Origin of the sequence: Kitasatospora sp. NPDC096128 (assembly GCF_040303105.1) — a bacterium.
In the GTDB taxonomy this organism is placed as follows: Bacteria; Actinomycetota; Actinomycetes; order Streptomycetales; family Streptomycetaceae; genus Kitasatospora.
On record NZ_JBEOSP010000020.1, the window covers coordinates 128,383 to 150,461 of the forward strand.

Below are 22,079 nucleotides of genomic sequence, written 5' to 3' on the forward strand. Positions count from 1 at the left end.
CAGCCTAGAGGCCAAGGGGACCTCGCGCTTCAGCTGGCGCTGTGGGTGAACGACAGATCCCGTGCTGATCCGGCAGTTGGCGTGCTGGGTCACACCTGCCAGGAGTGTCGTGAGCCACTCGGTTCCAACATGCGTGGCCAGGTTCCAACTATCGTGGCCTGGCTCATCACCACGCTTCGTGCTGGGACGCCTGTGCCGCCAACTATCAGCTCCAACCGCCAACTATCGCTTTCGGTCACAGCCCGATGACCGCCCCGCTCACGGTGATGCCCGGCGGCCTCAGCGACCCGAGCGACCGACTCGCCGAACTCCTCGCGGAAACCTCACCCGAGGCCCGCTTGGCCCGGGTGGAGGCCGCGACCCGGCCCGCGCACCCCGCCCTCGCCCCGGTCCTGCCGGACGGCCGTCTGCCCCGGGGTGCCGTCGTCACCGTCCACAACGACATGTCCCTGCTCCTCGCACTGACCGGAGGGGCCGTGACCAGGCATGATTGGGTATCGATCATCGGTGCCCCGACCGTCGGGCTGAGCGCGGCCGCGGCCTACGGGATCCCTCTGGACCGCACCGTGCTCGTGGAGGAGCCAGGATCTGCGTGGGCCCAGGTGGCCGCCGAGCTGGCCACCGCGACGCCGCTGATGCTGCTTCGGCGCACCAGCCCGGCCCCGCCCCGCCAGCTACGCCGTCTGGAGGCCGTGCTGCGGGAGACCGGCACCACCCTGCTCACCCCGGACCCGTGGGACGGCGCGGTCCTCACGCTCTCCACCTCCTCGCCCCGGATCCACGGCGTCGGCGACGGCTGGGGGATGGTCAGCCACCGTGAGGTCACGGTGCACTGCTCGGGCCGCGGCCGCGCCCGCCCGCGCTCCCTGCGCCTGCTGCTGCCCGGTCCGGACGGGACCGCCCAGCCCCTCGCCCCGGCCGCCGAGCGGACCACCCAGGCGGTCGACGCCGCCACGGCGTAGCCCGGCGCGCCGCCGGCCGCCTCGATTGGCATCGTGGAAGGGCAGCCCCAGGCCCGGACCCCCGAGCGGGCACAGGAGCCGCGCAACGACGTCGGCCCCGGCGAGCAGTGCTCACCGGGGCCGACAGGTCTTCTCGGGACCGGTGCACAATCTACCGGTCGCCACCGACAACCCGAGCCGGCCGGTCAGGTCGGGGGCGGCAGCGGGACGACCAGGGCGTCCAGCGCGGCCTGGGTGCGGCCCCGGTCGTCCTTCCCTGCCCGCCGGAGCCCGGCCTTGGCGTACTTCTCCACCATCGAGGTCGACTTCCAGTCGCCGGTGGCCACCGCCTCCTCCACCCCCGGCGGGTGGTCAACGCCTTGACCACCCGCACCAGGATCGTCACCTGTAGGTAGGTGGTCAACGTGTTGACCGGCCTCCAGGGCGCCCCGGCCGGGCGGATCCGGCGTGCTGGGCGACGGCCCGTACCGGTACTGCGGCTCGCCGGTCAGCTCCTCGTCGTAGGCGTCGATGAGCTGCTGCAGCGCGGTGGAGAAGAAGTCGGTGTTCAGGTCGGACACCTGCCAGTCCCGTGCCGCTGGCCACGGGCCCTCCTCCGCGGCCTCGACCGCCACGGCGTACGCCGGCCGCCCGTGCTGCCGGGGCCGGTGCCCGAAATCCGCCTCGCACACGGCGCACAGCACCAGCATCGGCCTGGCGGACGGCGCAGGGTCATCGGCGTGCACCAGAGCCGCCAGCACCCCTTCCTGAGGCCGCGCCACGTCGACCAGCACCTCCACCGACGGCCCCGGCAGCCACAACCGGACGTAGGTGCCACGGCACTTCGGGCAGCGCGGCGGGCGGCGGGGCACCATGGTCACCTCTCGGATCGGCTCCAAGCCCCTCAGCCTAGGGCCAACACACCACCGTGCAGGACGGGTCGCAACGGCGCGTGCTGCCGCTCCCGGCCCGTCAGGCGGTCAGGCGCAAGCAAGCCAGCTCGGCGACCTCGGACAGTCAGGTCCCCCTGCGCAGGTAGTGACTGAGGAAGTCAGCGCGCCTAGGGCCTTTCTTCTGGATCTTGTCGGGCGCACAATGCCATGCATCCGGCGTGGACACCGGCCCATCCGCCCCGGTCGTGGGTCGATCCGCCAGCTGAGGAGCGAACTGGTCGTGGGTGCAGCGGGCCATCCATTCAGGTGATTGGGTTCAGCCGTGCTGGTGAATCGTGCGCGATGGGCGCAACCAGAACAGCCATTCAGGGACGTGGATCGTGATCGACTGCGGATCGACTGCGGGCAGTGGGCCCGTAACGTCCCGTTGGAGGAAGTCCATGTCCCGATTCGTCCCCAGCAAGCGCACTGTCGCCCTGGCGGTCGCCGGCGCGATCGCCGGCACGGGCGCGCTGAGCTTGCCCGCCTTCGCGAACAGTACCCCCAGGCCGCGCGCCGCCTCCGTCCAGCCGCTCGTCCTCGACTTCACGACGAACGTCCTTCCGGCGGGCGCGACCTCGCACGGCGCTGTCGCAGCCGTCAAGGACACCGGCGGGAACACGATCGGCAGCGCGTACACCAACTGCGACCGTGACGACCAGACCACCCAGACCCACACCGCGTTCTGCACTGGCCTCCTCCGCATCACTAACGGCGCCAGCGCCGCCAACGGGGAGATCTCCTTCAGCGCCGTCCTGCCCCTCAACAACCAGGCCACCCTGCCCGAGGCAGGCTACTTCAGCGGAGTGGTCAACGGCGGCACCAAGGCCTTCGAGGGCATCACCGGTGAGACCCGATTCGTGCTCCGCAGCGCGAACTCCTACGACCTGACATTCGGCTGACCAAGCGGCGCTTGAATCATCGGGCGGACCAGATGAAGATCCCAGCGATGTGGAGTCCGGCCCGGAAGACGGTGGCGGTCTTTTCGTAGCGGGTACCCAGGCCGCGCCAGCTCTTGAGGCGGTTGATGCAGCGTTCGACGGCATTGCGCTGCTTGTAGGCCTGACGATCGAAGGCCGGTGGGCGGCCTCCACGACGACCTCTGCGTTTGCGGTTGGCGATCTGGTTGGCGGGCTGCGGGATCACTGCCCGGATCCCGCGCCTACTCAGGTGCTCGCGGATGGCGCGCGACGAATAGGCCCGGTCCGCCAGGACCACGAGGGGTCGGGTACGTGGCCGTCCGATCGCTCTGGGCACACGCAGGGCAGTCATGACGTGCTCGAACGCTGGCGCATCATTCGCCTGGCCGGCCGTGAGATAGAAGCACAGCGGGCGGCACCGGCCGTCTGCGGCGAGGTGGATCTTCGTCGTCAGCCCACCGCGGGAGCGCCCGATGGCGTGGTCGCGCGGTTCATCGGCCGGGGCCCCTTTTGGCGGGCCCCGGCCGCGTTCTGGTGGGCGCGCACGATCGTGGAGTCGACCGAGACGACCCAGTCGAGGTCGCCCTCGGCGTCTGCCTGGGCGAGCAGGGAAGTGAAGACCCGTTCCCACGTGCCGTCGATCGCCCAGTTCCGCAGCCGGGTGTAGACACCCTTCCACGAGCCGTACTCGGCGGGCAGGTGCACCCACTGCGCGCCGGTCTGGAACTTCCACGCGATCGCGTCGATCACCTGCCGGTGGTCGCGCCACCGCCCGCCCCGCTTCGGCGTCCGGTCCGGCAACAACGGCTCTATCCGTGCCCACTGCGCGTCAGTCAATGACACGACCAGGCCAACGATCCGATGATCGGAAAGAAACGCCCTAGAGTTGGCCCCTCGATCATGATCTACCTGGAGGCTGCCATGGCCGCTCGCGGACGCAAGGACTCGGTGTGGGGAGCGATCCCGGACACGATCTGGGGCTGCCAGGCCATGAAGGACTCCACCTGGGGCCTCATCGCCGACGTCGACTCTTCCTAGGGCGGAGCGGACTCGGGCTGGGATGCCGACCGGCGTCCCACGGTCTGAGAAGCCGCACGGCTGCGGGCCGGTGCGGGAGGTCCCTCCGGGCTGGTCCGGTGCGATCGAACGTGCTGCAAGCACGAGGATTTGACGCTGTGTACGGGAAGCGCCCCCGTTGAGACCGAAGTACTCCACGGGGGCGCCAACCGAGGTACCGTCCTGGGTGTCGAGGCCAGAACGGAGACACCAGTATGCCCCTGAACAGTGAGCACATCGGCGCGCGCGTACGGATTGCCCGAAACTCAGCAGGACTGACGCAGGTTGAGCTCGCGGCCTACCTCGGCCGAGGTGAGTCCTGGATGGCCAACGTCGAGAACGGCCGCATGGCCCTGGACCGGTACAGCGTGATCAACGCGATCGCCGACCGGTGCGACGTCGATGTGGTGTGGCTCCTCGGCCAGCCCTACCGCCTCCAGCGCGGCGGCGGAGGTCTCGCCCACGCACACGTGCTCGCGATCCGCACCGGGATTCGTCGAGCCGGCTTGATCCTCTCCGGCCACCCGGGCCTCAGCCCGCAGGGCGCTCCGGTCGAGCTGGCCGAGTTGCGCAAGCAGTCCCGCCAGGCCAACGTCGCCCGCCAGGCGGCGAACCTGCCCCGAGTCAGCGCTCTGCTCCCCCCGCTGATCGAAGACCTGAACACCGCGGTCCTCACCCTGGAAGGAAGCCAGCGCGACGAGGCGCTGAGGCTCCTGGCCGACGCCGCCAGGACCGCCCGGATGTGCCTGAACCAGCTCGGGTACCCGGACTTGGCTTGGTCGGCGGCGGAGGTGGCCGCTGGTGCCGCAACGGCAGTCGATGACCCCCTGATGCGGGCCGCCGTCGCCTGGGACCGGTGCGGTGCGCTGCTGCACCAGGCCTCGACCCGGGAGACGGTGGCCGTGGCCGAGGCCGCGATGCGAGACCTGGAGCCGTACACCCGGGGCGATGCAGCAGACCAGCGGGCCGTGTCGCTGCGCGGCGCCCTGCACCTGCGGTGCTCGATCGCCCACGCCCGAGCTGGCCAGAAGGACCAGGCGTGGGAGCGCATCGACGCTGCCCTGGAAGACGCCGACCGGCTCGGTGAGGGCTGGTACGACCTGGCGAACCACACGGTCTTCGGGCGGGGGGTCGTCGCCGTGCACGCGGCGGAAGCCGGCGTCGAACTGGACCAGCCCGACCGCGGCCTCAACCGCATCCCGCAGGTGAACATCTCCGAGATCCCCTCCAAGGAGCGCCGGACGCACTACGCGGTCGACCAGGCACGCGCGATGCACCGAATGGGCCACAGTGCCTCCGCCGTGGCCAAGTTGAAGGAGGCGGCGTCGGCCGCGCCGCACTACGTGTACGCCGACCCGATGAGCCGGGCCCTGGTCACGGAACTCGCGCTGGCGGGGGTGCCGTCGCAGGCCGCCAGCCTCTCAGGCCTTATCCGTAACATGGAGATTGTCGTGTAACTCCTGCCTCTCCTCGAACAGTTGACGCCCCCTAGGTTTTCTAGGGGGCGCACTGCGTTCGGGCCGTCACTCTTGAATGGTCACCATCGGTACGTGCGTGATCACCGCAGGAGAGACTGGCATGGAGCTGATCAACACCTGTCGGCCGGACGACGCCGCTACGGCCTACTCGACCAGCCTGCACTGGCTGCTGTCCGTGGGATACCGGCACCGACCCCGGCAGGGCTGCACCTGCACGGAACAGAACTGCCCCGTGCCTGGCGCCCACCCGCGCCCGGACAGCCCGGTGTACGTCGGCCCGGAGCTCATCGTCCAGGAGCTGGAGCAATCTCCCGGCGCCGGCATCATCGCCTGGACGACCCGCTTCGACGCCCTCGTCCTCCCGCGGTCGGTCGGCCTGGCCACGATGGCCGCCCTCGACCAGATCGCCCAGGTCCCGTGCATCGTGACCGACGACGCCGTCACCCTTCTCGTTCTCCCGGCCACCGGCCGGTTCGCCCGGACCTTCCACCCCGATCTCGAGGTCCGCTCAGGCCGCAGCAACTGGATCGCCCTGCCCCCCTCACACGGGACGCGCTGGGACACCCCGCCATGGGTGCCGCAGACCAGTACCCCGGTCGCCCTGTTGCACGGCGTCGACGTCGGCTGCCGCCTCGGCGGCCCTTCGTCCCCCGAATCATCCTCCGAGCTGGCGGGATCGAATCCCCTCCCGCCCACCACGACCCCCAGTGAGTGAGGCGCTCTCATGGAGCCGAGTTCACGAACCACCACGATGCAGTTCCCCGCCTGCCTGGATCAGATCGGCGCCCTCCGCCGATGGGCGGTCAAGGCCCTGCCTGAGCTCGGCCTGCACCTGGACGACCCGCTGGTCGATGACGTGAAGCTGGTGCTCTCGGAGTTCGGGGCCAACGCCATCGTGCACACCGGCGGTGAGCGCACGGACGTGGCGCTGACCGCCATCCTGGCGTACCTGCCGGGGGGTGTGCTGCGGATCGCGCTGACCGACCCGGGGCTCGGCCGACCGGAGCAGCGCCAGGCCGACGAAGACGCCACCAGCGGCCGAGGTCTCCAGCTCTCCGCCGGGGTCACCGACCGGCTCGGCGTTGACGACCTGGGCGCGGCCGGCAAGACGGTTTGGGCTGAACTCGACCTGCCCCCCGAGGCCGCGGCGGGTCCGGCCCGCCCGGCGGTGGTCACCGGCGAAGCGGTCGCGCTGCGGATCGCGATCCTGCGCGCGGACGACGCGGTGCGGGCACTGCGGCCGAATCCGGGCGTCGGCACCCTCCCCGAGCGCCGCCCGGCCCTGCACCGCCACCGGATACCGGCCGCGTGAGCAGTACCTCCTGAACCTCCGGTGGCGGCCCTGCAGCCTCCCCGCGCGTAGCCGCCACCGGACTCCAGACGCCCGCCAGGGAGCGGCGGGCAAGCGGAAGAGCAGCGCGGCCCCACCCGCGTCCGTGCTCACCGCGCGGCCCGGTGGCCGCTTCCCCTCACCAGTCGTGCCGGGGGAACTGGCCGCCGGGTGCCTGCTGACCGTCCCTGTGGGGGTGACGGTCCAGCAGCCGGTGGTCTTCCAGCCACCGATCGCGGGCCCGGCCGACAGGTCGGGAGCCCTGGCCGGGCCCGCACCCCAAGACCACCCGCTCCGGGGCTGGAGGCGGGTGATGGCCGAGCGCGAGCGCACCCCCCCGCGCCCGCACTCGGCCGACCCGGACGACGCGGCGACCAGGCAATGCGCGCCCGCCGTCCGCCCGGCACGCGCCACCCGGCGCGGGGCCGGCCGGTCCGGGACGGCGAGCCGTGGGAGGCGCCGTCCCGGACCACCACCGACTTCGTACCCGAGACCCGAGGATGCCGTGAGCGTCGGACCGTCCACCAGAATGCTGCTCAACGTCGTCAAGGCCGGGCGCCAACGGCAGATCACCGCCTCGTACTCGACCCTGGCCCAGGTCTGCGTGGCCACCGCCGACGGGGCCGAGCTGGTCAACGACCACCCCGACGTCCAGACCTGGTCCCTGCCCGCCTCGGACGCCGTCGCCCTCGTGCACGCGAACCCCGGCGAATCCTGGACGCTGCTGCGCAGCGCCCAGCTGCTGGAACAGCAGTCGGTGGCCGTCGTCCCCCCGCACTACCGCACCGTACGCACCGCCGGCGGGCGCGCCGTCACGTTCTGGCACCCGCCCGGCAGGCGCCACGACGACGCCGCGGTGAGCGCGTGGCTGACCGCCTCCATCCACACCGTCCACCCCAAGACGGCACTGTGGCTCGACCCCCACGACCCCTTCCACGGCCTGCTGGACAGCCTGGCCGACGCCGAGGTCGACCAGGCCGGGAAGAGGTTCCTGCGCGAGCACACGGCCCGGCTGCGCGAGGACTGGGACCGGATCGACTGGCCAACCCCACCCACCGTCATCCTCGCGGACACCGGCATGGCGCGCGCCCACGAGGACAGCCGGTGCCCGCGGCTGCTGCTGCGCCGCCCGCTGCGCCTGGGCCGCCGGGAATGGGACCTGGTCGCCGCCCGCTGGAAGGCCGAGCTGCTGCGCGGCCACCCCGCCGACCTGGACGCCTACACCCGGGCCTACACCGCCCGGGCCCGGCGCGACCTCGTCCAGCTCCACGACCAACTCGCCACCTGGTCCGGCTACCGGAGCGTGCGCGACGTCCTGGTGCTCACCGAGGTGATGCGGACCGTGGCCCGCGCGGAACTCGACGGCCGCGCCCGGCAGCTGGCCCAGCACCAGATCGCGTGCCTACGCGGAACCCACCAGCTCCCATGGACCTGGGGACGGCGGTGAAGGCGCCCGCTGCAGGCCAGGCCCCGGCACCGCGCTGGCCGTCGATGTTCCTCCTCGACCCGGCCCAGTACGCCCACGCCCGCGCGCGCCGGGCCCGGGCTGCGCGCCCAGTGCGCCCGGTGCACCCCAGCCGGATCCTGCCGCTGCTGATCGCCGGCACCCCCTGCCCCGTCTGCGGCGAGCAGTTCATGGCCACCCCGAACGCGGTGGGGCTGCTGGCCCTCACCGCCCACGGCTACACCCCCGGCGAGGCCGCCCGGCGCCTCCGTACCTCCCGAACCCAGGTCGACGCCGACCTCGACGCCCTCGCGGACGGCCTCGGCGCGACCAACACCTGCCACGCCGTCGACACCGGCCACCGGTCCGGGCTGCTGCGCCTGCCGGCACGGCCCCGGCGGTTGCTCCACCAGCCCACCGCCGCCGCGCTGGCCGTGCTGCAGGGGATGGCCGACGGCCGCACCGACAGCGAGACCGGCCTGCGGATCGGGCGCACCGCCCGCGCCGTCAACGAGGCCGTGAACAGGTTCCTGCGTCTGCACGGCGTGCGCACCCGCCCCGATGGCGTCACCCTGCTCCACCGCGCCCGCCTCCTGGACGCCACCCACCCCTGCCCCTGCTGGATCACCACCGGGACGAACCCATGACGACCGCCTACCCCGGCCAGATCGCCGTCCGAGGCCTGCCCTGCCCGGACTGCCACACCACCCACGCCCTCACCCGCGGCGAGCTCGCCATCCTCGACAACCTCGCCCGCGGCGCCACCACCGACGACATCGGCCGCCTGCTGAACCCCGGCCACGACCCCGACAGCCTGACGAGCAGCAACCGGATCTACCGGGCCATCAACGACGTCCTGCACGTGCTCGGCGCCAAGACCCGGGTCCACGCCGTCGACATCGGGTGCCGAACCCAGCTGCTCACGATGCCGAGCGGCGTGCGCCCGCCCGTCGACGGCGTCACAGCGCAGCAGGTGCGCACCGCCGCGCTCCTGGCGAGTGGCCTGACGTACCAGGAGATCGCCGAGCAGCTCGGGGTGCCCGACCGTACCGTCCGCTCCCGGCTCAACCGGCTGTACGCCGACCTCGGCGCCGCCGGCGGCCCGCACGCCGTGTGGAGCCTGCACGCCATCGGCGCGCTCCCGGCCCACCACCCCTGTTCCTGCCGCTCGCGCGCGGCCCGGCGGTGAGCGCCGTGGTCCCGCTGGTCCTACCGGGTGAGCTCGGCGGCCGCCAGCGCCGCGAACGCCTGCACCGCCACCAGGCGGTTCAGCCGGATCGGGGAGACCCGCAGCTCGCGTTCGCACCGCCGGGCGCGTTCTACCAGCAGCCGCTCAAGCCGCGCACCGGCGAGCACGGTGCCCCGGCTCGGTGGGGCCTCGGCGAGCGCGCGCACGGCCATCCCGGCCGAGCGCAGCGTCAGCATGACCCGCGTGTAGTGCGCTTCGGCGAGGTCGCCGCCCGGCACGGGCTCACCGCCGTCGGCGCGCTCCTGCCAGGTCCGGGCGACGGTGTCGCCGATCGCCGCGGTGTCGGCGGCCGCGCGCGCGAAGGCGCCCTCCAGACGACCGGCCTCCTCCAGCAGCCCCCTCACCTCGGCCGCCTCGGCGGCCAGCGACTCGGCCAGGACGGCGAGCGCCACCGGCGGCGACGTCTCGAAGGCGACGGCGCTGTGCCAGCGCGGGACCTCCGGCAGCAGGGTGAGCGTTCCGTGTCGGGCGGCGTAGTGGGCCAGGTGCGCACCGAACGCGGGCACGTCGGCCTCGTGGTCGCGGATCACCAGGTCTTCCACCGGCGGCATCCGGTACACCCCGGGGCCGAGCACGGGCCAGCCGACGACGTCGCCCGAAGGCGCCTCGGACACCGGCAGCCCGCGCGCTGCGGCGACGGCCGCCAGCTGCCCGGCCAGACCCGGCACCTCCCGGCTCGCGATGAAGAACGGCGCGCCGAACTCGGCGTTGTGCAGGCTCACGGCGACAACAGGCTCCAGCTCGTCCACCAGGTCGGCCAGCGCCTCGTTCTCCGGCAGAGAGAACCGGTACTCACCACTGTCCTTCCAGGGAATGGGGAATGTCCATTCGGGCTGCTCGGCGAGCGCGGGACGGTAGAAATAGCGGTGCTGGGTGAAAAGGTCGAGCGCGGCACTCGTCCATTCCTCGTTCAGAGCCGCCGCGTCCGGGTCCACGCACGGCAGGAAATGCCACGAGAGCCCGTCGCGCAGCTCAGGCCGGGAAGTGACCAGCTCTGCCAGGAACTGCACGGTCGCGTAGCCGACCGGCTCGTTCGGATGCGGGCCGCCCACCACCAGCACGGACCGCCGCGACGAGCCGACCGACAGCACCTCCAGCGCCCGACCCTGCCGTGACCTGCCGATCTCCCGAATCCGGCACAGCCCCGGCTCCCGCCGGGCCAGGTCGCGCAGCCGCGCCTGCACGTCCTGGACCGACGGCACCAGCTCCCCGCCCGGCACCAGCGCCCCCCAGTCGGCCAGCCGCCGATCCAGACCGGAAAGGACCTCACCCACCACGAACACCCCTTTCAGAAACCGGTCCGGAAGAGTGCCGGACCGGAATTCAATGCTGCCTGAAAAATCGCCATGAAGAATGCGTTCTAAAGGCCTGGGAAAGCGCTTCCATGCGCAGTGGATGCATGCTTCCATAGGATCCGGCGAATCCGCCACAACCCCACTGCGGAAACGAAAGGAAACATCATGGAGAACACCGCCGTCACCGCGGCCGTCGACCCCGAGGAGACCGAGCAGGAGGAGAGCGGCCTGCGCCCGGCCGCCGCCGACGAGCTGCTGGCCCTCACCGTCTCCGGCCAGTAGCACCCGCCCCCGGGCGTTCTTCCCATCCGCATCCGCACCCGCTTCCGAGGAGACACGGTGATCCCGCGTCTGCGCACCGAGCACCGCCCCAGCATCCGGCCCGACGGCGACCTCCAGATCGGATCGCTGCCCGGCATCGCGAGCATCCTGCCCGACCCCGGCGGCTGGCGCTGGACCCTGCTGAACCTGCTGGACGGCACCCTGACGGCCGACCAGGTCGTCGCCACCGTCACCACCGAGCACCCCGCCACCCCGGCCGCCGCCGTCCGCAGCCTCCTCGCCGACCTCGCCCGGCACGGGCACCTGCAGCACACCGACCCCGCCCCGCCCCCGGATCTGGACCCCGGCATCATGCGGCGCCAGCAGCGCGGCGCCGAGTACTGGGACATGGTCGACCGCCGCGCCGACCGCAGTGGCTGGGACGTCCAGCAGCTCCTGGCCAACGCCACGGTGACCATCGTCGGGATCGGCGGCACCGGGTCGGTCGTCGCGGCCGCACTGGCCGGTGCCGGAGTCGGACGCCTGGTCCTGGTCGACCACGACCGGGTCGAGGAGTCCAACCTGAGCCGGCAGCTCCTCTACACCACGGCCGACATCGGCCGGCCCAAGACCGACGCCGCCTACGAGCGGCTGGCCGAACGCCACCCTGGCGTCCGCGTCCTCACGATCCCCGAACAGGTCACCCGCCGCCCCCAGTTCGTGCGGCTCATGCGCCACAGCGACCTACTCATCCTCGCCGCCGACGAGCCCGACGGCCTGCGCCGGATCGCCAACCGCGCCTCCCTCGACTCCGGGTGCGCCTGGGTCGACCCCGGCTACCACGGCCCCGTGATCAGCACCGCCCTGTACGTGCCCGGCATCGACGGCCCGTGCTGGGAGTGCCTGCGCCACCACGACGCCCTCGCCTACGGCCTGACCGGCATCGACGCCACCGTCGCGCCCGCCGCCCTGCCCCGCACCATCGGACACCCCGTCACCCCGGTCACCGCGGGCCTCGCCGGAAACCTTGCCGCCCACGCCGCCCTCACCCACCTCACCGGCACCCGCGAGTTCGCCCCCGGCACCGTCCACCGCCACAGCCTGATCGCCCCGGCCGGCCAGCAGCCCGCCCCCGTCACCCACCCCCGCAACCCCCACTGCCCCGCCTGCTCCGACCACCACCAACCCGGGAGAACCCTGTGACCACCTCGAGACCGGCCACCTGACCGACAACCCCCAGGCCCTTCGGGCCCGGGGACCACCGCCTGACCTACCGAGAGACCACGATGTACACCATCCACAACGACGCCAACGCCACCGTCGACGACCAGCGCCGCTACGACCGGCTGATGGAAGCCGCCATCCCGCTGGCGGCTGACCTCTCCCAGATGCCGCTTCCCACCCACATCACCGTGCGGATAGCGACCCCGGAGCAGTTCGTCGCCTGGCAGACCGAGCACAATCAGCTGATGGCCGACCGGGGCATCGAATCCCTCGAACTGGGCCGGGTGAAGCGCCGGTTGATCAGGACGATGACGATGCTGGCGGTCAAGACCAAGGCCAAGGCCATGGCGGAGAAGTTCGCCCCCACCGTCCAGGGCGCCAGCATCTACCGCGCCAGCGCCCCGACTCTGGTGGTCATGCCCACCGCCCATGCCGAGTCCCGCGGCACCGACCGCCTCCTGACCTGTTGCCTCGCCCACGAGATCACGCACCTCGGCCAGTTCGAGCTCAACCCGGCTCTCCCCTACTCCGTGATGCGCCTCGGCCTCCAAGACCAGCAGGCAGGCCGGCCCCGCGATGAACACCGCGCCCCGAGCGCCGTCCTGGAGGGCCACGCCGGATGGGTCCAGGCAAGGGCGTCCGAGAAGCTGTCCGGCATCGCCACCCGCACGCGCCTGGACGACGAACCCGAGCCCACCGAGCTCTTCACCCGGCTCGTCTCCGAGTCCCCCCGGACGGACACGTACGAGCTCGGCGAGACATTCGTCGCGGCCGTCTACGCCTACGGTGGGTACCCGCTGCTGGAGCGCCTTCTCAAGGACGAGGACCTGATCCCGACCAACCGTGAGCTCCGGGACCCTCAGTCCTGGCTGGACCGCCACCAGCCCGCGGGCTGAACCGGCGCCGGCCGCCGCTTCGGGCTCGACCTGCGGCTCGCCGAGCGGCTGGTCACGCGCGGCGGCCCGGCCGGCCGCCTACAGCGTGGGGCCGGCCCCCGCCCGCGCCACACGGTGGTGGTGTCCCGGGCGATCGGGTAGGTGATGCGCGGTGCCCGCCTGGTCTCCCATCCGCTGCATCCGGGGAGAGCCATGCCCGCTTTCGCCAGCCACCTGCGCACCCTTGCCGCCGATGCCGAGGCACTCCGGCAGCACTTGCACGACGCCCTCGCCGAGCTGGACGTGACGCCCACCGTGGCCTTCCAGCTCGGGGAAGCATCCGCCTCGCTCGGGTCGGCCGCGCGGACCCTTGAAGCGGCGCCAGCGAGGCCGTCTGATTCCAAAGTGGTTTCCGGGCCACAGTGACGGCCGCCACCTTGAGAATGGTTACGGCTAAGTGAGTTCGGCTGACAGCAGCCACGTGGAATTGGCTCTGGCGCGAGTTCGGCCGTCAACATGCGGACTTTACGGAACTCGCGCCGTAGCGATGGGTGCCTGTTGGCATCGTGGCCGTTCACGCCCAGCCTAGAAAGGAGGCTGCCAGTCGCCCCAAGACGTCGCGTGGCCAGGTGGAGGCCAGTACTTCGAGTAGCCCGGGTAGAACCACTGCCGGCCGATCCATTCGCACTCCGGTATCGGCCCTTCCCAGTCGTCGGTGCACCGGTCCTCCCAGCCCCGTCCCACCATCACCGGCCGGGTCACAGCATTGCCCGCGACCTCCTGCACTCGCAGGACCAAGCCGATGCCGACGGCCCCGGGGTTGCCCCGCGGACCATAGTGCACACGGAGCACCCCACACTCGGAAGCGTGTAGAAGGAACCGCTCCAAATCTGCCGGCACGCAGGCCGTCAACTCCCTTCCCCAGAGTGTGACCTGGGGCCCGAAGGCCGCATCGACCGCGACGCAGAACAGCTGCCCGCGGATGAAGTAGCCGTACACCGCAGGCTCTGCGGGACTCTCGCCGAACGCGACGCCCAGGGTGTTCGGTTCCGACGGCCCGGCCTGGAAGCGGTGCAGCTCGCTCATACCGGACAGCGCGGCCGTGACTTCGATGATCGTCATGCCGAACCGCAACGGCCCGACACCGTCCAGAGGCATCAACTCCCAGTCCGCCCGCGCCCGCCTCAGCACAGCATCCCGGTGCTCTACCGCCGCCATCTGTCCGCCCATCCCCGCCCCGCACCGAGCCCCTGGCTCCTGCACCCTCCCATCCTGGGATTACACCAGATCCAAGATCGTTCACGGAACTCGCGCCAAAGCCAATGCAAACTGGCCGCTGACATTCGGCCGGCCGAGCCGCCGGTTCCCGGGGTTATCTGGGTGCTCAGCAGGCGTACGCCACCAGAACGCGTAACCGGACCCGCCCAGATGGCGCGGCACACAGACGAGGTCCCAACCGGGGCTGGTCAGCGTGCCGCGCCAGCCGGCGTTCCAGCGGCGGCACGCAGTTCGGCAAGGGCGGAGGCCAATCGGGCGGACCCGACGGCGCGGGCGAGCTCGGTGGCCCGCGCCGCGTGGTGGTCGGCTTCGGTGCGCTCCCCCTGCCGGTAGAGCACCGTCGCCAGGCGGGCCGTCGCCATGGCCCGCACCCGCGTCTGGGCGGAGTCAGCCTCGGCGGCGCGGCGCAGGTCAGCGACGACCTGGGGGTCGTAACACCCGGCGGCGGCGCCCAGGAGATAGCGGGCGAAGCCGCCGTCGGAGCCGACCTTGGCCGGGGTGATGGTCTTCGTCCAGGCCGGACCCGAGGCGAGGTCACCGACCCGGCCATAGGCGCGTTCGGCCGCCAGCAGGTGCCGTGCCATTTGCCGCTCGTCACCGGTCACGGCGTAGGCCTGGGCGCGGACGGCGGCGAGCATCGCCCTTGCCGCCGCGGGCAGCCGGCCACCCACCTGATCCGCCAGCTCCAGCGCCACCACGGAGCGGCGCAGGTGGATCTCCTGCCGGGCTGCGTTGGTCGCCACGTGGCACAGCAGCGCCGCGTCACCGTGCTCGCGCGCGGTCGCCAGGCCGAGGCGGAACAGCGGCCGGGCCTGGCTGTACCGGCCGGCGTCGAAGGCGGCCCAGGCAGTGAGATTGGCCAGGCGGGCGATCGCACCGAGCAGCGCCGTGCGGACCTCGGGGGTGGTCGAGGCGCTGGTGAGGGCCACCGCGTCGCGCAGTTCGCGCAGCGCGAGGTCGTGCACGGCCTGCCCGCCTTCACGCCGGTCCGCGCGCTCCAGCAGGGCGGTCTGCTGGGTGATTCGGGTGACGTCGCCCGTGCGCAGGCGGGACGGCGTGAGGCTGGGGGGCACCAGAGCCGCCATGGCGGCCGTCAGTACATCTCGGCGGAGCGATTCACTCACCTCATCGGGGTCGGGGAGAGGTGCCTTGGGTGCCAGGCCCAGGTCGGCTGGTGAACCCGCCTCCAGCACCTGGCACAGAGCCGTCCGGTAGGGCTCGTGCGGGTATGCAATGCGGCCCCGTTCTAGGCGTGAGACGTAGCCGGCGTCAAACGCCGAATCCCGTCCGGTCAGCTCCTCCACACGGGCCCGAACGCGCTCGGCCACCTGGCGCTGCGTCAGGCCCAGAGCGCAACGTGCTTTCCTGAACTGCGTGTTCGTCACGGCACCCCACCCCCAACCTCCGTCGCAGGGCGAGGATCCAGCGTATCGGCCCGGCTGCGGACTGCCCACCGAAATGCCCTGCCCCGGTCACCCGATCAGGTGGTCTCCTGGAGATGCCCCACCGGCCACCAGCCACCGGCGGACGAAGCCCGCCGCACGCCCGCGCCGTACCGGGCAGGGCCCGTACAGTCCTCGCATGAGCGACACCACCGCGCCGTGGCGCGAGATCGAACGCACCACCGTGTTCAGCAAGTTCGGGCGAGCCGTCGACCAAGTCGACTTCGAGATGCCCGACGGACGTAAGGAGCAGTTCTACCTCAAGCGCGAGCGGCCGGCCGGCGCCGTTCTCGCCCTCACCCCCGACCAGCAGGTCATCCTCGCCCGCCAGTACCGGCCCGGCCCCAACCAGGTGCTCTACGAGCTGCCCGGCGGCTACATCGAACCGGGCGAGCAGCCCGCGGCCGCCATCGCCCGGGAACTGCTGGAGGAGACCGGCTACCAGGGCACGATCACCGAGGCCGGCTCCTACTGGCTCGACGCCTACTCCACCGTTCACCGCCACGCCTTCCTCGCCACCGACTGCATCAGGGTCGCCGAACCCCAGCCGGAGCGCACCGAGTTCATCGACGTCGTCACCCTCCCCCTCGCCGAGTTCCGCGAGCGCGTGCTGCGCCGGGGAGCGATGACCGACACCGCAGCGGCCTACCTCGCACTCGACCACCTCCGGCTCCTGTAGCCCGGGGCACCGCGGCACGGGGGCCGGGCCGACCACACCACGCCCACCCGCCACCCGGGAGGACCCCCCGTGACCGAACCGACCACCACCCCCACCACCGCCCAGTACTACACCAGCACCCTGCTCCGCCTGCCCGAGCGCACCGTCGCCCTGGTCCTGGCCGGCGGCCGGGGCACCCGGCTGCGCGCCACCGACGACCCCGAGCTGAAGTCCACGCCGAAGGTCCTCGTCCCGATCGACATCGACACCACCAGCGGCCCGGCCCCGATGCTCGGCCACGCCCTGACCCAGCTCACCACCGTCGGCGTGCGCCGCATCGCCGTGCTCACCAGCTCCGACCCCGCCACCGGCGCCCAGCAGGTGGAGGACTACGCCCTCACCCACTGCGCCCGGCAGGTGGAGCTGACCCTCCACCGCGAGCACCACCCGCTCGGCACCGCCGGAGCCGCCTACGCCGCCCTGGCCCACCTGCCCGACACCCCGCTCGCCGTGGTCCTGCCCGCCGACACCCTCATCCCGTACACCCTGCTGCCCGCCGTCGTCGCCGCGCACCTCGCCCGCCCGGCCGCCATCACCTGGACCGTCACCACCGACCCCGGGCCCGAAGCGCAGAACACCGGCCGCCTCTTCCTGTCCCCCGACGGCGAACAGGTCGTCCACGCGCTGGAAGGCGTCGACGCCACCCTCCCGGCCGGCACCCGGCACAACCTTCGGCAGGCCACCAGCACCGGCGCCGTCATCCTCACCCCCGACCCGTTCCGGGCCCTGTTCGAGCAGTACGCCCAGCGCCAGGCCTGCCCCGGCGAAGCCGACCTGTACCGGCAGTTCATGCCCTGGGCCATCAGCCAGGGCCACGCCGTCGGCGCCTACGACCTCCGCGCCCCCGCACCGGACCTCGGCACCCCCGACCGCCTCGCCGCCTTCGGCCGCACCGCCGCCGCCTGAGGAAGGAGACCAGCACCATGCCCACCACCACCCAGGCGCTGACCGAGCAGCAGGCCCGCCACTTCCGCGACCAGGGCTACCTGCGCCTGCCCGACCCCGGCCTGCCCCGCGACCTCCTCGACGACGTCGCCGCCCTGGTCCGCGCCCGCGCCGCCCACCTGCCCGCCGGGCAGGCCAAGGCCTACCGCCTCTACCAGCACGACCCCGGCCTGATGCACCGCCTCGTCGCCCACCCCGCCCTCACCGGCCCGCTCACCGCGCTGCTGGGCCCCAACGTCGTCTACGTCCTCAACCGCCACAACCAGGGCTCCCTGAGCACCCCGGGCTCCCAGGACGTGCGGCTGCACCGCGACATCCTCCAGCCCACCCGCGGCCTGCTCACCGCGCTGGTGTACCTCGAAGACGCCACCGTCGACACCGGCTGCACCTGGATCATCCCCGGCTCCCACCGAGCCCCCTACGTCGGCGTCCCACAGCCCGACGGCGGCGGCACCTGGCTGGACGAACACCCCGAACTCGCCGACCTCGGGGACCAGGCCGTCCCCGTCCCGGTCCCCGCCGGCGGCGCGCTGCTCTTCGACGCCACCGTGTTCCACACCGTCGGACCGAACACCGGCACGTCGACCCGAACCAGCGTCGTCCTCGGCTACCGCAGCGTCGACGAACTCGACGCCCACCCCGACCCCGACCGGCAGATCGTCGTCACGGGAGAGCGCCTGTACCGCGGCAACGACCGCCCGAGCTGATACGAGTCGGCTGTCAGCCTCAGGCATGGGGCTGACAGCCGCTTCCGGGAGGTGTGGGAATGGAGCGCGACAGCCCCCGAGCCGGACACGGGATGACCTCGGCCGACCGCCGCGCGTGGGCCATGGAGGGTAGCGCCCTGCGCGCCGCCGGTTCCTGCAGACCGCCGTGTGCTGGTCCTCGGTCGTCCAATGCCACGAATGCCGCGAGGACTCGCACTGCGCCTGGCCGTTCTCGCGGCAGAGGAGGTGCCCGCCCCGGCTGCTGCAGGATCTACGCGACCAGCGACAGCCAGTCCGTGGAGGGTGTCCGGTGTAGCGGTCGCGTGCTGCTGCGGGTGCCGAGCACGTCGGCGCAGCGGCCCTCGATGGCGTTGAGGGCGTCGGGCGGGGTGTGGTCGGGACGAGGTGCAGTACTCGGACGGCGGTGAACACCACCCGTTTGGTGGGGGCAGCGTCGTGGTCGTTCAGGCGCCCGGTGAGGCCGTCGGCGCGGATTGCCTGGCCGAGCCAGCGCAGTCGGCCCTCGGTGTCGGTGACCAGGTAGACGGCGGTGAGGACGTCCAGGGCGTCGAAGCGCGACCGGTCACTCCACGGGGTGGGGCGAAGGTGGGCGACCTGCAGGTGACGCCCCGCAGACATGGAGACCATGGGCCAGCAGCCGGGTGGTCAGCGCCGGGCCGATCGGCAGGCGCGGGCGCCTCACCACGTGCCCTCACCCGCCGCGTTGAGAAACGCTCGACTTCGGAGGCGACCACGACCGCCGGCCCGTGATCCTCGTCGGTGCCCAGAACGCCCTCGTGCATCAGGCGACCCGCGCTGCCCTCGGCGGTGCTGAACCTGATCCGTGCCGTCCGGCAGACGGTCGACGCGTGTTCCCGGTGACATCGTGTCCCGGACCGCCTAGTGCTGCCCCGCAGAAGTTCGTGGAGGGTGTGACCTCGAAGCGGAGATCTATTGGGTGGCATCATGTCGTCCATGGCGGAGGACGGTGCGGGCGGGTATCGAGCGGGCGAGACAGCGCTGATCATCAAGGTGCCTGAAGCCGAGCCAGTCGTGGGCGGATGGCGTGAGCAGTTCGACTCTTCTGCGGCCGTCGGGATTCCGGCGCACGTGACCGTGCTCTATCCCTTCCTGCATCACGATCGCATCAGCGGTCAGGTTCTCGGCGAACTCGGTGAACTCTTCGGTGCGCATGGTGCCTTTGACGTTGGGTTCGAGGGCTGCGGGCGCTTTCCCGGTGTGCTCTATCTCGCCCCGGTGCAGGAGGATCGGCTACGGGCGCTCACCTTGGCTGTGGCCGACCGGTGGCCGGAGGCGCCGCCGTTTCAGGGCCGGTTCGCCGACATCGTTCCTCACCTGACGGTGGCGTACGGCGAGGAGTCGAGTGTGTTCGATGAGATCGAAGCGGATCTCTCGGGCCGGCTGCCCGTCACGGCGCGCGTTGGCTCCGTCCACTTGCTGGTGTACGACGGCACTACGTGGCACGAACGTGCAGAGTTCGCCCTGCGGGGCTGATGGGCCGGAGTTGGTCATGCCGCTTTGAGCGGGGTGCCGTCGTAGGTCCAGCGGAAGGGCTTCGCGGTCTCGTTGCGGTTGATGACGTAGCTGTCCAGCTTGTCGATGAGGTCGTCGCGGCTGGTGAAGTCGCCGTGTCGCAGGACGCTGCGGGTCAGGGCGGAGAAGACCAGTTCGATCTGGTTGAGCCAGGAGGCGTGGGGCGGGGTGAAGTGCGCCGTCCAGCGCGGATGGGCCTTGAACCAGGCTTTGGTGTGCTTGGCGGTGTGCGAGGAGCCGTTGTCCAGCACCACGTGGACGTCCGTGCCTTCGGGGACGAGTGCGTCGATGCGGTCGAGGAAGGCGGTGAAGGTCACCGCGTTGTTGCGGGCGATCACCTCGGTGAGGACCTCGCCGGTGCGCACGTCCAGGGCGGCGACCAGGGAGGCGGTGCCGTGGCGGACGTACTCGAACTCCTGGCGGGCCGCCCGGCCCGGGGTAGCGGGGCGGCCTGGGTGCTTGCGGGAACGGGCGGCTATCGCGGTCTTCTCGTCGATCGACAGCAGTACCGCGCCCTGGGGCGGGTTGCGATAGAGCTCGCAGATGTGTTCGGCGCGCGCCCAGAACTCGGGGGTGTCTCGGCGAGTGAGCCAGCCGCGGACCTTGTGCGGCTTCAGGTCCAAGTCCGCCAGTATCCGCCCGACTTGGGAGGGCGAGACGGCCGCGAAGACGGTGCCCGCGACCCGCTCGGCGATCGCCCGATGGTTCCAGGTCGCCGCCGGGTGCGGCGGCGCGCTGGTCGCGGCGGCCACGATCGCCACGCGGACCCGGTCGTCGTAGACCTTGGGGCGGCCCGGGCGCCCGGCGTCCTTCAGGCCCTGGGGTCCGTGCTCGGCGAAGCGCCCGCGCCACTTGCGGACCGTGTTGATAGCGACGTCCAGCTCGCGCGCTATCTCCGCGTTGGCCAGGCCATCGGCGGCGGCGAGCACGATCCGGGCCCGCAGGACTTCACGGACCTGGGCCTTCGCTGACGCGACCAGCCGCTCCAGTGCCCGGCGCGCGGCTTCGTCCAAGGCCACGGCAACCGCCGCGACCGCTCCGCCCAGCTGCCTGCGTACGTCCATGATCGATGATCACGGCGGCCCGCCTGCGAACCGGGCAGGATGGGGGCCGTGCCGAAGAACCCACCCGACTCGATGCAGCACCACCTGCGCGTTCGCCTGAACGCCCGCGCGAAGGACCGCTGGCCGCAACTGGCCCGCGTCGAGGTCCGCTTCCGCACCGGATTCGCCTACGTGAGCGGCGAACTGAAGGACGGCGAGCAGATTCCCCTGTGCCGCCTGCGCTTCACCGGCGTACTGCACACCTGGGGCTTCGCCCTGTACCTGGCCAGCCGAGACAAGTACGAGGACAACTTCCTGCCCACCGGCCTGCCCTTCGGCAGCCCAGAGGACTGCCTGGACTGCGCCTGCTACCTCTACCTCGGCGACGAGCCAGCGTAACCAACGCCCCTCCACGAACTAACGCGGAGCAGCACTAGGGCGACCTTGACCTAGCGTCAGCGCAACGGTGCTCCCGCTTCCTTCCGGGTCTCGCGTAAGGCCTGAAACGCCGGCACACCGCCGAGCAGCAGCCTCAGATACACGGGCGGGTGGGACCCGGAACCGACCAGAGCAATCCACCAGCGCTGCAGCCGGGGAACCCCGCGATCGCGGATCACCTGCTCCCGCCATCTGGCCACCTGGGCGGCCGCGCCGCAGCGCCGCCGCGCCTCGAGATCACAGGCGAGCTCCTCCACCCAACTCCAAGCCGCTCCGAGGAACAGGACCGCGGCCGTGGCCGCTGCCGCCCCCAGCACCGGCATGAACCAGCCTGCGGCCACCACGATCGCGGAACCCACGCAGCGACGCACTCGTCTCTGGGGGCCGTGCGCGCGCCGCAGATGGGCCAACTCGTGTTCCAGTACGAGCGGCAGGTGCTCGGCGTCCTCGTTCAGCCAGGCGATACCGATCGACACATGGCGCTCACGGCCGTGCTGCAACGTGAAAGCCTCCTCGTATCCCGAAGGAGACGGGTACGGGATGCCGATGCTGACATGGCCGAGACCGCTCAGCTCCGCAAACTCGCGCACCCGCCTGGCAGCCAGGTCCATGGTGCTGCGGCGCCGGGCGGCGGGGATCCCCGCCAAGTCGCTGTCCGACGTGGCGAAAGCCCGCCATCGCGGAGCATCGAGCAACACCGCCGTGTCCATGGCTGCGCGCCCGGCGTTCGACTGCAGGCTCGCCACCACCACCGCTGACATCAGCACGGTCCACAGCCCTGGCTCCCAGCCACGCCACGGGCCCGCAACCCGCAACAAGGCACCCCCAGCCGCCACCACGAACGGCAACCACCACCACGGAGCCCGACGAATAGTTGTCCGTACCCGGCCGGGCAGCCCCTGAGTCACACTCGACTCCGCTCTTCCGTACCCCTTCAAGATGACACCCC

At 71.8% G+C, this 22,079-nt stretch carries 23 protein-coding genes; 16 read left to right on the plus strand and 7 right to left on the minus strand.

Going from position 1 to position 22,079, the window contains the following annotated elements; translation table 11 throughout:
- Positions 1-245: 245 nt before the first annotated feature.
- Positions 246-962: a DnaE2-dependent mutagenesis accessory factor ImuA' gene (gene imuA', locus ABTY61_RS23080; protein ID WP_350506929.1), complete on the plus strand. Its 717-nt coding sequence runs from the start codon at positions 246-248 to the stop codon at positions 960-962.
- Between the two features lie 185 nt (positions 963-1,147).
- Here the strand turns inward: imuA' and ABTY61_RS23085 are convergent, their stop codons facing one another.
- Positions 1,148-1,840: a hypothetical protein gene (locus ABTY61_RS23085; RefSeq protein WP_350506930.1), complete on the minus strand. Its 693-nt coding sequence runs from the start codon at positions 1,838-1,840 to the stop codon at positions 1,148-1,150.
- Between the two features lie 434 nt (positions 1,841-2,274).
- Here ABTY61_RS23085 and ABTY61_RS23090 point away from each other — a divergent pair, with 434 nt between their 5' ends.
- Positions 2,275-2,775 carry a hypothetical protein gene (locus ABTY61_RS23090; protein ID WP_350506931.1) on the plus strand — a complete coding sequence of 167 codons (501 nt, stop codon included), beginning with the start codon at positions 2,275-2,277 and terminating at the stop codon, positions 2,773-2,775.
- 16 nt (positions 2,776-2,791) lie between these two features.
- Here ABTY61_RS23090 and ABTY61_RS23095 read toward each other — a convergent pair.
- Positions 2,792-3,651 (minus strand): IS5 family transposase gene (locus ABTY61_RS23095; protein WP_502895405.1). Its coding sequence is split into 2 segments (ribosomal slippage): positions 2,792-3,306 and positions 3,306-3,651, totalling 861 coding nucleotides; the frame shifts between segments, so codons are not numbered across the junction.
- A gap of 413 nt (positions 3,652-4,064) precedes the next feature.
- Here ABTY61_RS23095 and ABTY61_RS23100 point away from each other — a divergent pair.
- The 6 genes from ABTY61_RS23100 to ABTY61_RS23125 all read left to right on the plus strand — a co-directional run bounded on the left by ABTY61_RS23100 (position 4,065) and on the right by ABTY61_RS23125 (position 9,290).
- The gene (locus ABTY61_RS23100) at positions 4,065-5,306 is read left to right on the plus strand and encodes a helix-turn-helix domain-containing protein (protein WP_350506932.1); all 1,242 of its coding nucleotides are present in this window, start codon (positions 4,065-4,067) and stop codon (positions 5,304-5,306) included.
- Positions 5,307-5,427: 121 nt separating this feature from the next.
- On the plus strand, positions 5,428-6,042 hold the full coding sequence (locus ABTY61_RS23105) for a hypothetical protein (RefSeq protein WP_350506933.1): 615 nt from the start codon (positions 5,428-5,430) through the stop codon (positions 6,040-6,042).
- 9 nt (positions 6,043-6,051) lie between these two features.
- Complete coding sequence (locus tag ABTY61_RS23110) at positions 6,052-6,639, plus strand: ATP-binding protein (protein WP_350506934.1); 588 nt, start codon at positions 6,052-6,054, stop codon at positions 6,637-6,639.
- A 523-nt stretch (positions 6,640-7,162) separates the two neighbouring features.
- Positions 7,163-8,104, plus strand: coding sequence for a hypothetical protein (locus ABTY61_RS23115; protein WP_350506935.1), 942 nt, complete (start codon positions 7,163-7,165; stop codon positions 8,102-8,104).
- A complete protein-coding gene (locus tag ABTY61_RS23120) occupies positions 8,083-8,748 on the plus strand; it encodes a helix-turn-helix transcriptional regulator (RefSeq protein WP_350506936.1) in 666 nt (221 codons plus the stop codon). Before ABTY61_RS23115 ends, ABTY61_RS23120 begins: the two co-directional genes overlap by 22 nt.
- Entirely contained in the window at positions 8,745-9,290 is a 546-nt protein-coding gene (locus tag ABTY61_RS23125) for a helix-turn-helix transcriptional regulator (RefSeq protein WP_350506937.1), read from the plus strand. The genes ABTY61_RS23120 and ABTY61_RS23125 overlap by 4 nt, the downstream gene beginning before the upstream one ends.
- Before the next feature lie 20 nt (positions 9,291-9,310).
- On the opposite strand, the gene ABTY61_RS23130 is transcribed toward ABTY61_RS23125, so the two are convergent.
- Entirely contained in the window at positions 9,311-10,759 is a 1,449-nt protein-coding gene (locus ABTY61_RS23130) for a M14 family zinc carboxypeptidase (protein WP_350506938.1), read from the minus strand.
- Between the two features lie 225 nt (positions 10,760-10,984).
- Between ABTY61_RS23130 and ABTY61_RS23135 the strand changes: the two genes are divergently transcribed.
- From ABTY61_RS23135 to ABTY61_RS23145, 3 genes are all read left to right on the plus strand, one after another.
- Positions 10,985-12,109, plus strand: coding sequence for a HesA/MoeB/ThiF family protein (locus ABTY61_RS23135; RefSeq protein WP_350506939.1), 1,125 nt, complete (start codon positions 10,985-10,987; stop codon positions 12,107-12,109).
- An 83-nt stretch (positions 12,110-12,192) separates the two neighbouring features.
- Positions 12,193-13,026: a zinc-dependent metalloprotease gene (locus tag ABTY61_RS23140; protein ID WP_350506940.1), complete on the plus strand. Its 834-nt coding sequence runs from the start codon at positions 12,193-12,195 to the stop codon at positions 13,024-13,026.
- Positions 13,027-13,218: 192 nt separating this feature from the next.
- Complete coding sequence (locus tag ABTY61_RS23145) at positions 13,219-13,431, plus strand: hypothetical protein (RefSeq protein WP_350506941.1); 213 nt, start codon at positions 13,219-13,221, stop codon at positions 13,429-13,431.
- A 159-nt stretch (positions 13,432-13,590) separates the two neighbouring features.
- On the opposite strand, the gene ABTY61_RS23150 is transcribed toward ABTY61_RS23145, so the two are convergent.
- Entirely contained in the window at positions 13,591-14,223 is a 633-nt protein-coding gene (locus tag ABTY61_RS23150; RefSeq protein WP_350506942.1) for a hypothetical protein, read from the minus strand.
- Positions 14,224-14,471: 248 nt separating this feature from the next.
- Entirely contained in the window at positions 14,472-15,737 is a 1,266-nt protein-coding gene (locus ABTY61_RS23155) for a helix-turn-helix domain-containing protein (RefSeq protein WP_502895402.1), read from the minus strand.
- Positions 15,738-15,864: 127 nt separating this feature from the next.
- Between ABTY61_RS23155 and ABTY61_RS23165 the strand changes: the two genes are divergently transcribed.
- The 4 genes from ABTY61_RS23165 (at position 15,865) to ABTY61_RS23180 (ending at position 19,610) form a co-directional block, all read left to right on the plus strand.
- The gene (locus ABTY61_RS23165; RefSeq protein ID WP_350506943.1) at positions 15,865-16,404 is read left to right on the plus strand and encodes an NUDIX hydrolase; all 540 of its coding nucleotides are present in this window, start codon (positions 15,865-15,867) and stop codon (positions 16,402-16,404) included.
- Between the two features lie 69 nt (positions 16,405-16,473).
- A complete protein-coding gene (locus ABTY61_RS23170; RefSeq protein ID WP_350506944.1) occupies positions 16,474-17,349 on the plus strand; it encodes a nucleotidyltransferase family protein in 876 nt (291 codons plus the stop codon).
- A gap of 17 nt (positions 17,350-17,366) precedes the next feature.
- Positions 17,367-18,095: a phytanoyl-CoA dioxygenase family protein gene (locus ABTY61_RS23175; RefSeq protein ID WP_350506945.1), complete on the plus strand. Its 729-nt coding sequence runs from the start codon at positions 17,367-17,369 to the stop codon at positions 18,093-18,095.
- Between the two features lie 975 nt (positions 18,096-19,070).
- Positions 19,071-19,610, plus strand: a complete 540-nt coding sequence (locus ABTY61_RS23180) for a 2'-5' RNA ligase family protein (RefSeq protein ID WP_350506946.1) — start codon at positions 19,071-19,073, stop codon at positions 19,608-19,610.
- Between the two features lie 14 nt (positions 19,611-19,624).
- Here ABTY61_RS23180 and ABTY61_RS23185 read toward each other — a convergent pair whose 3' ends face one another.
- Positions 19,625-20,713: an IS630 family transposase gene (locus tag ABTY61_RS23185; protein ID WP_350506947.1), complete on the minus strand. Its 1,089-nt coding sequence runs from the start codon at positions 20,711-20,713 to the stop codon at positions 19,625-19,627.
- A 48-nt stretch (positions 20,714-20,761) separates the two neighbouring features.
- Here ABTY61_RS23185 and ABTY61_RS23190 point away from each other — a divergent pair, with 48 nt between their 5' ends.
- Entirely contained in the window at positions 20,762-21,091 is a 330-nt protein-coding gene (locus ABTY61_RS23190; protein ID WP_350506948.1) for a hypothetical protein, read from the plus strand.
- Between the two features lie 56 nt (positions 21,092-21,147).
- Here the strand turns inward: ABTY61_RS23190 and ABTY61_RS23195 are convergent, their stop codons facing one another.
- Positions 21,148-21,891 (minus strand): M48 family metalloprotease, encoded by a 744-nt coding sequence (locus ABTY61_RS23195; RefSeq protein ID WP_350506949.1) that lies wholly within the window; start codon positions 21,889-21,891, stop codon positions 21,148-21,150.
- Positions 21,892-22,079: the final 188 nt, after the last annotated feature.

What these genes read in the sequence shown, in the direction of transcription:
- ABTY61_RS23130 (WP_350506938.1), bottom strand. Translation starts at nt 10,759, where the DNA reads ATGGAAGCATGCATCCACTGCGCATGGAAGCGCTTTCCCAGGCCTTTA.
- ABTY61_RS23180 (WP_350506946.1), top strand. Translation starts at nt 19,071, where the DNA reads ATGGCGGAGGACGGTGCGGGCGGGTATCGAGCGGGCGAGACAGCGCTG.
- ABTY61_RS23175 (WP_350506945.1), top strand. Translation starts at nt 17,367, where the DNA reads ATGCCCACCACCACCCAGGCGCTGACCGAGCAGCAGGCCCGCCACTTC.
- ABTY61_RS23185 (WP_350506947.1), bottom strand. Translation starts at nt 20,713, where the DNA reads ATGGACGTACGCAGGCAGCTGGGCGGAGCGGTCGCGGCGGTTGCCGTG.
- ABTY61_RS23150 (WP_350506942.1), bottom strand. Translation starts at nt 14,223, where the DNA reads ATGGCGGCGGTAGAGCACCGGGATGCTGTGCTGAGGCGGGCGCGGGCG.
- ABTY61_RS23125 (WP_350506937.1), top strand. Translation starts at nt 8,745, where the DNA reads ATGACGACCGCCTACCCCGGCCAGATCGCCGTCCGAGGCCTGCCCTGC.
- ABTY61_RS23195 (WP_350506949.1), bottom strand. Translation starts at nt 21,891, where the DNA reads ATGTCAGCGGTGGTGGTGGCGAGCCTGCAGTCGAACGCCGGGCGCGCA.
- imuA' (WP_350506929.1), top strand. Translation starts at nt 246, where the DNA reads ATGACCGCCCCGCTCACGGTGATGCCCGGCGGCCTCAGCGACCCGAGC.
- ABTY61_RS23120 (WP_350506936.1), top strand. Translation starts at nt 8,083, where the DNA reads ATGGACCTGGGGACGGCGGTGAAGGCGCCCGCTGCAGGCCAGGCCCCG.
- ABTY61_RS23110 (WP_350506934.1), top strand. Translation starts at nt 6,052, where the DNA reads ATGGAGCCGAGTTCACGAACCACCACGATGCAGTTCCCCGCCTGCCTG.
- ABTY61_RS23140 (WP_350506940.1), top strand. Translation starts at nt 12,193, where the DNA reads ATGTACACCATCCACAACGACGCCAACGCCACCGTCGACGACCAGCGC.
- ABTY61_RS23100 (WP_350506932.1), top strand. Translation starts at nt 4,065, where the DNA reads ATGCCCCTGAACAGTGAGCACATCGGCGCGCGCGTACGGATTGCCCGA.
- ABTY61_RS23090 (WP_350506931.1), top strand. Translation starts at nt 2,275, where the DNA reads ATGTCCCGATTCGTCCCCAGCAAGCGCACTGTCGCCCTGGCGGTCGCC.
- ABTY61_RS23165 (WP_350506943.1), top strand. Translation starts at nt 15,865, where the DNA reads ATGAGCGACACCACCGCGCCGTGGCGCGAGATCGAACGCACCACCGTG.
- ABTY61_RS23105 (WP_350506933.1), top strand. Translation starts at nt 5,428, where the DNA reads ATGGAGCTGATCAACACCTGTCGGCCGGACGACGCCGCTACGGCCTAC.
- ABTY61_RS23145 (WP_350506941.1), top strand. Translation starts at nt 13,219, where the DNA reads ATGCCCGCTTTCGCCAGCCACCTGCGCACCCTTGCCGCCGATGCCGAG.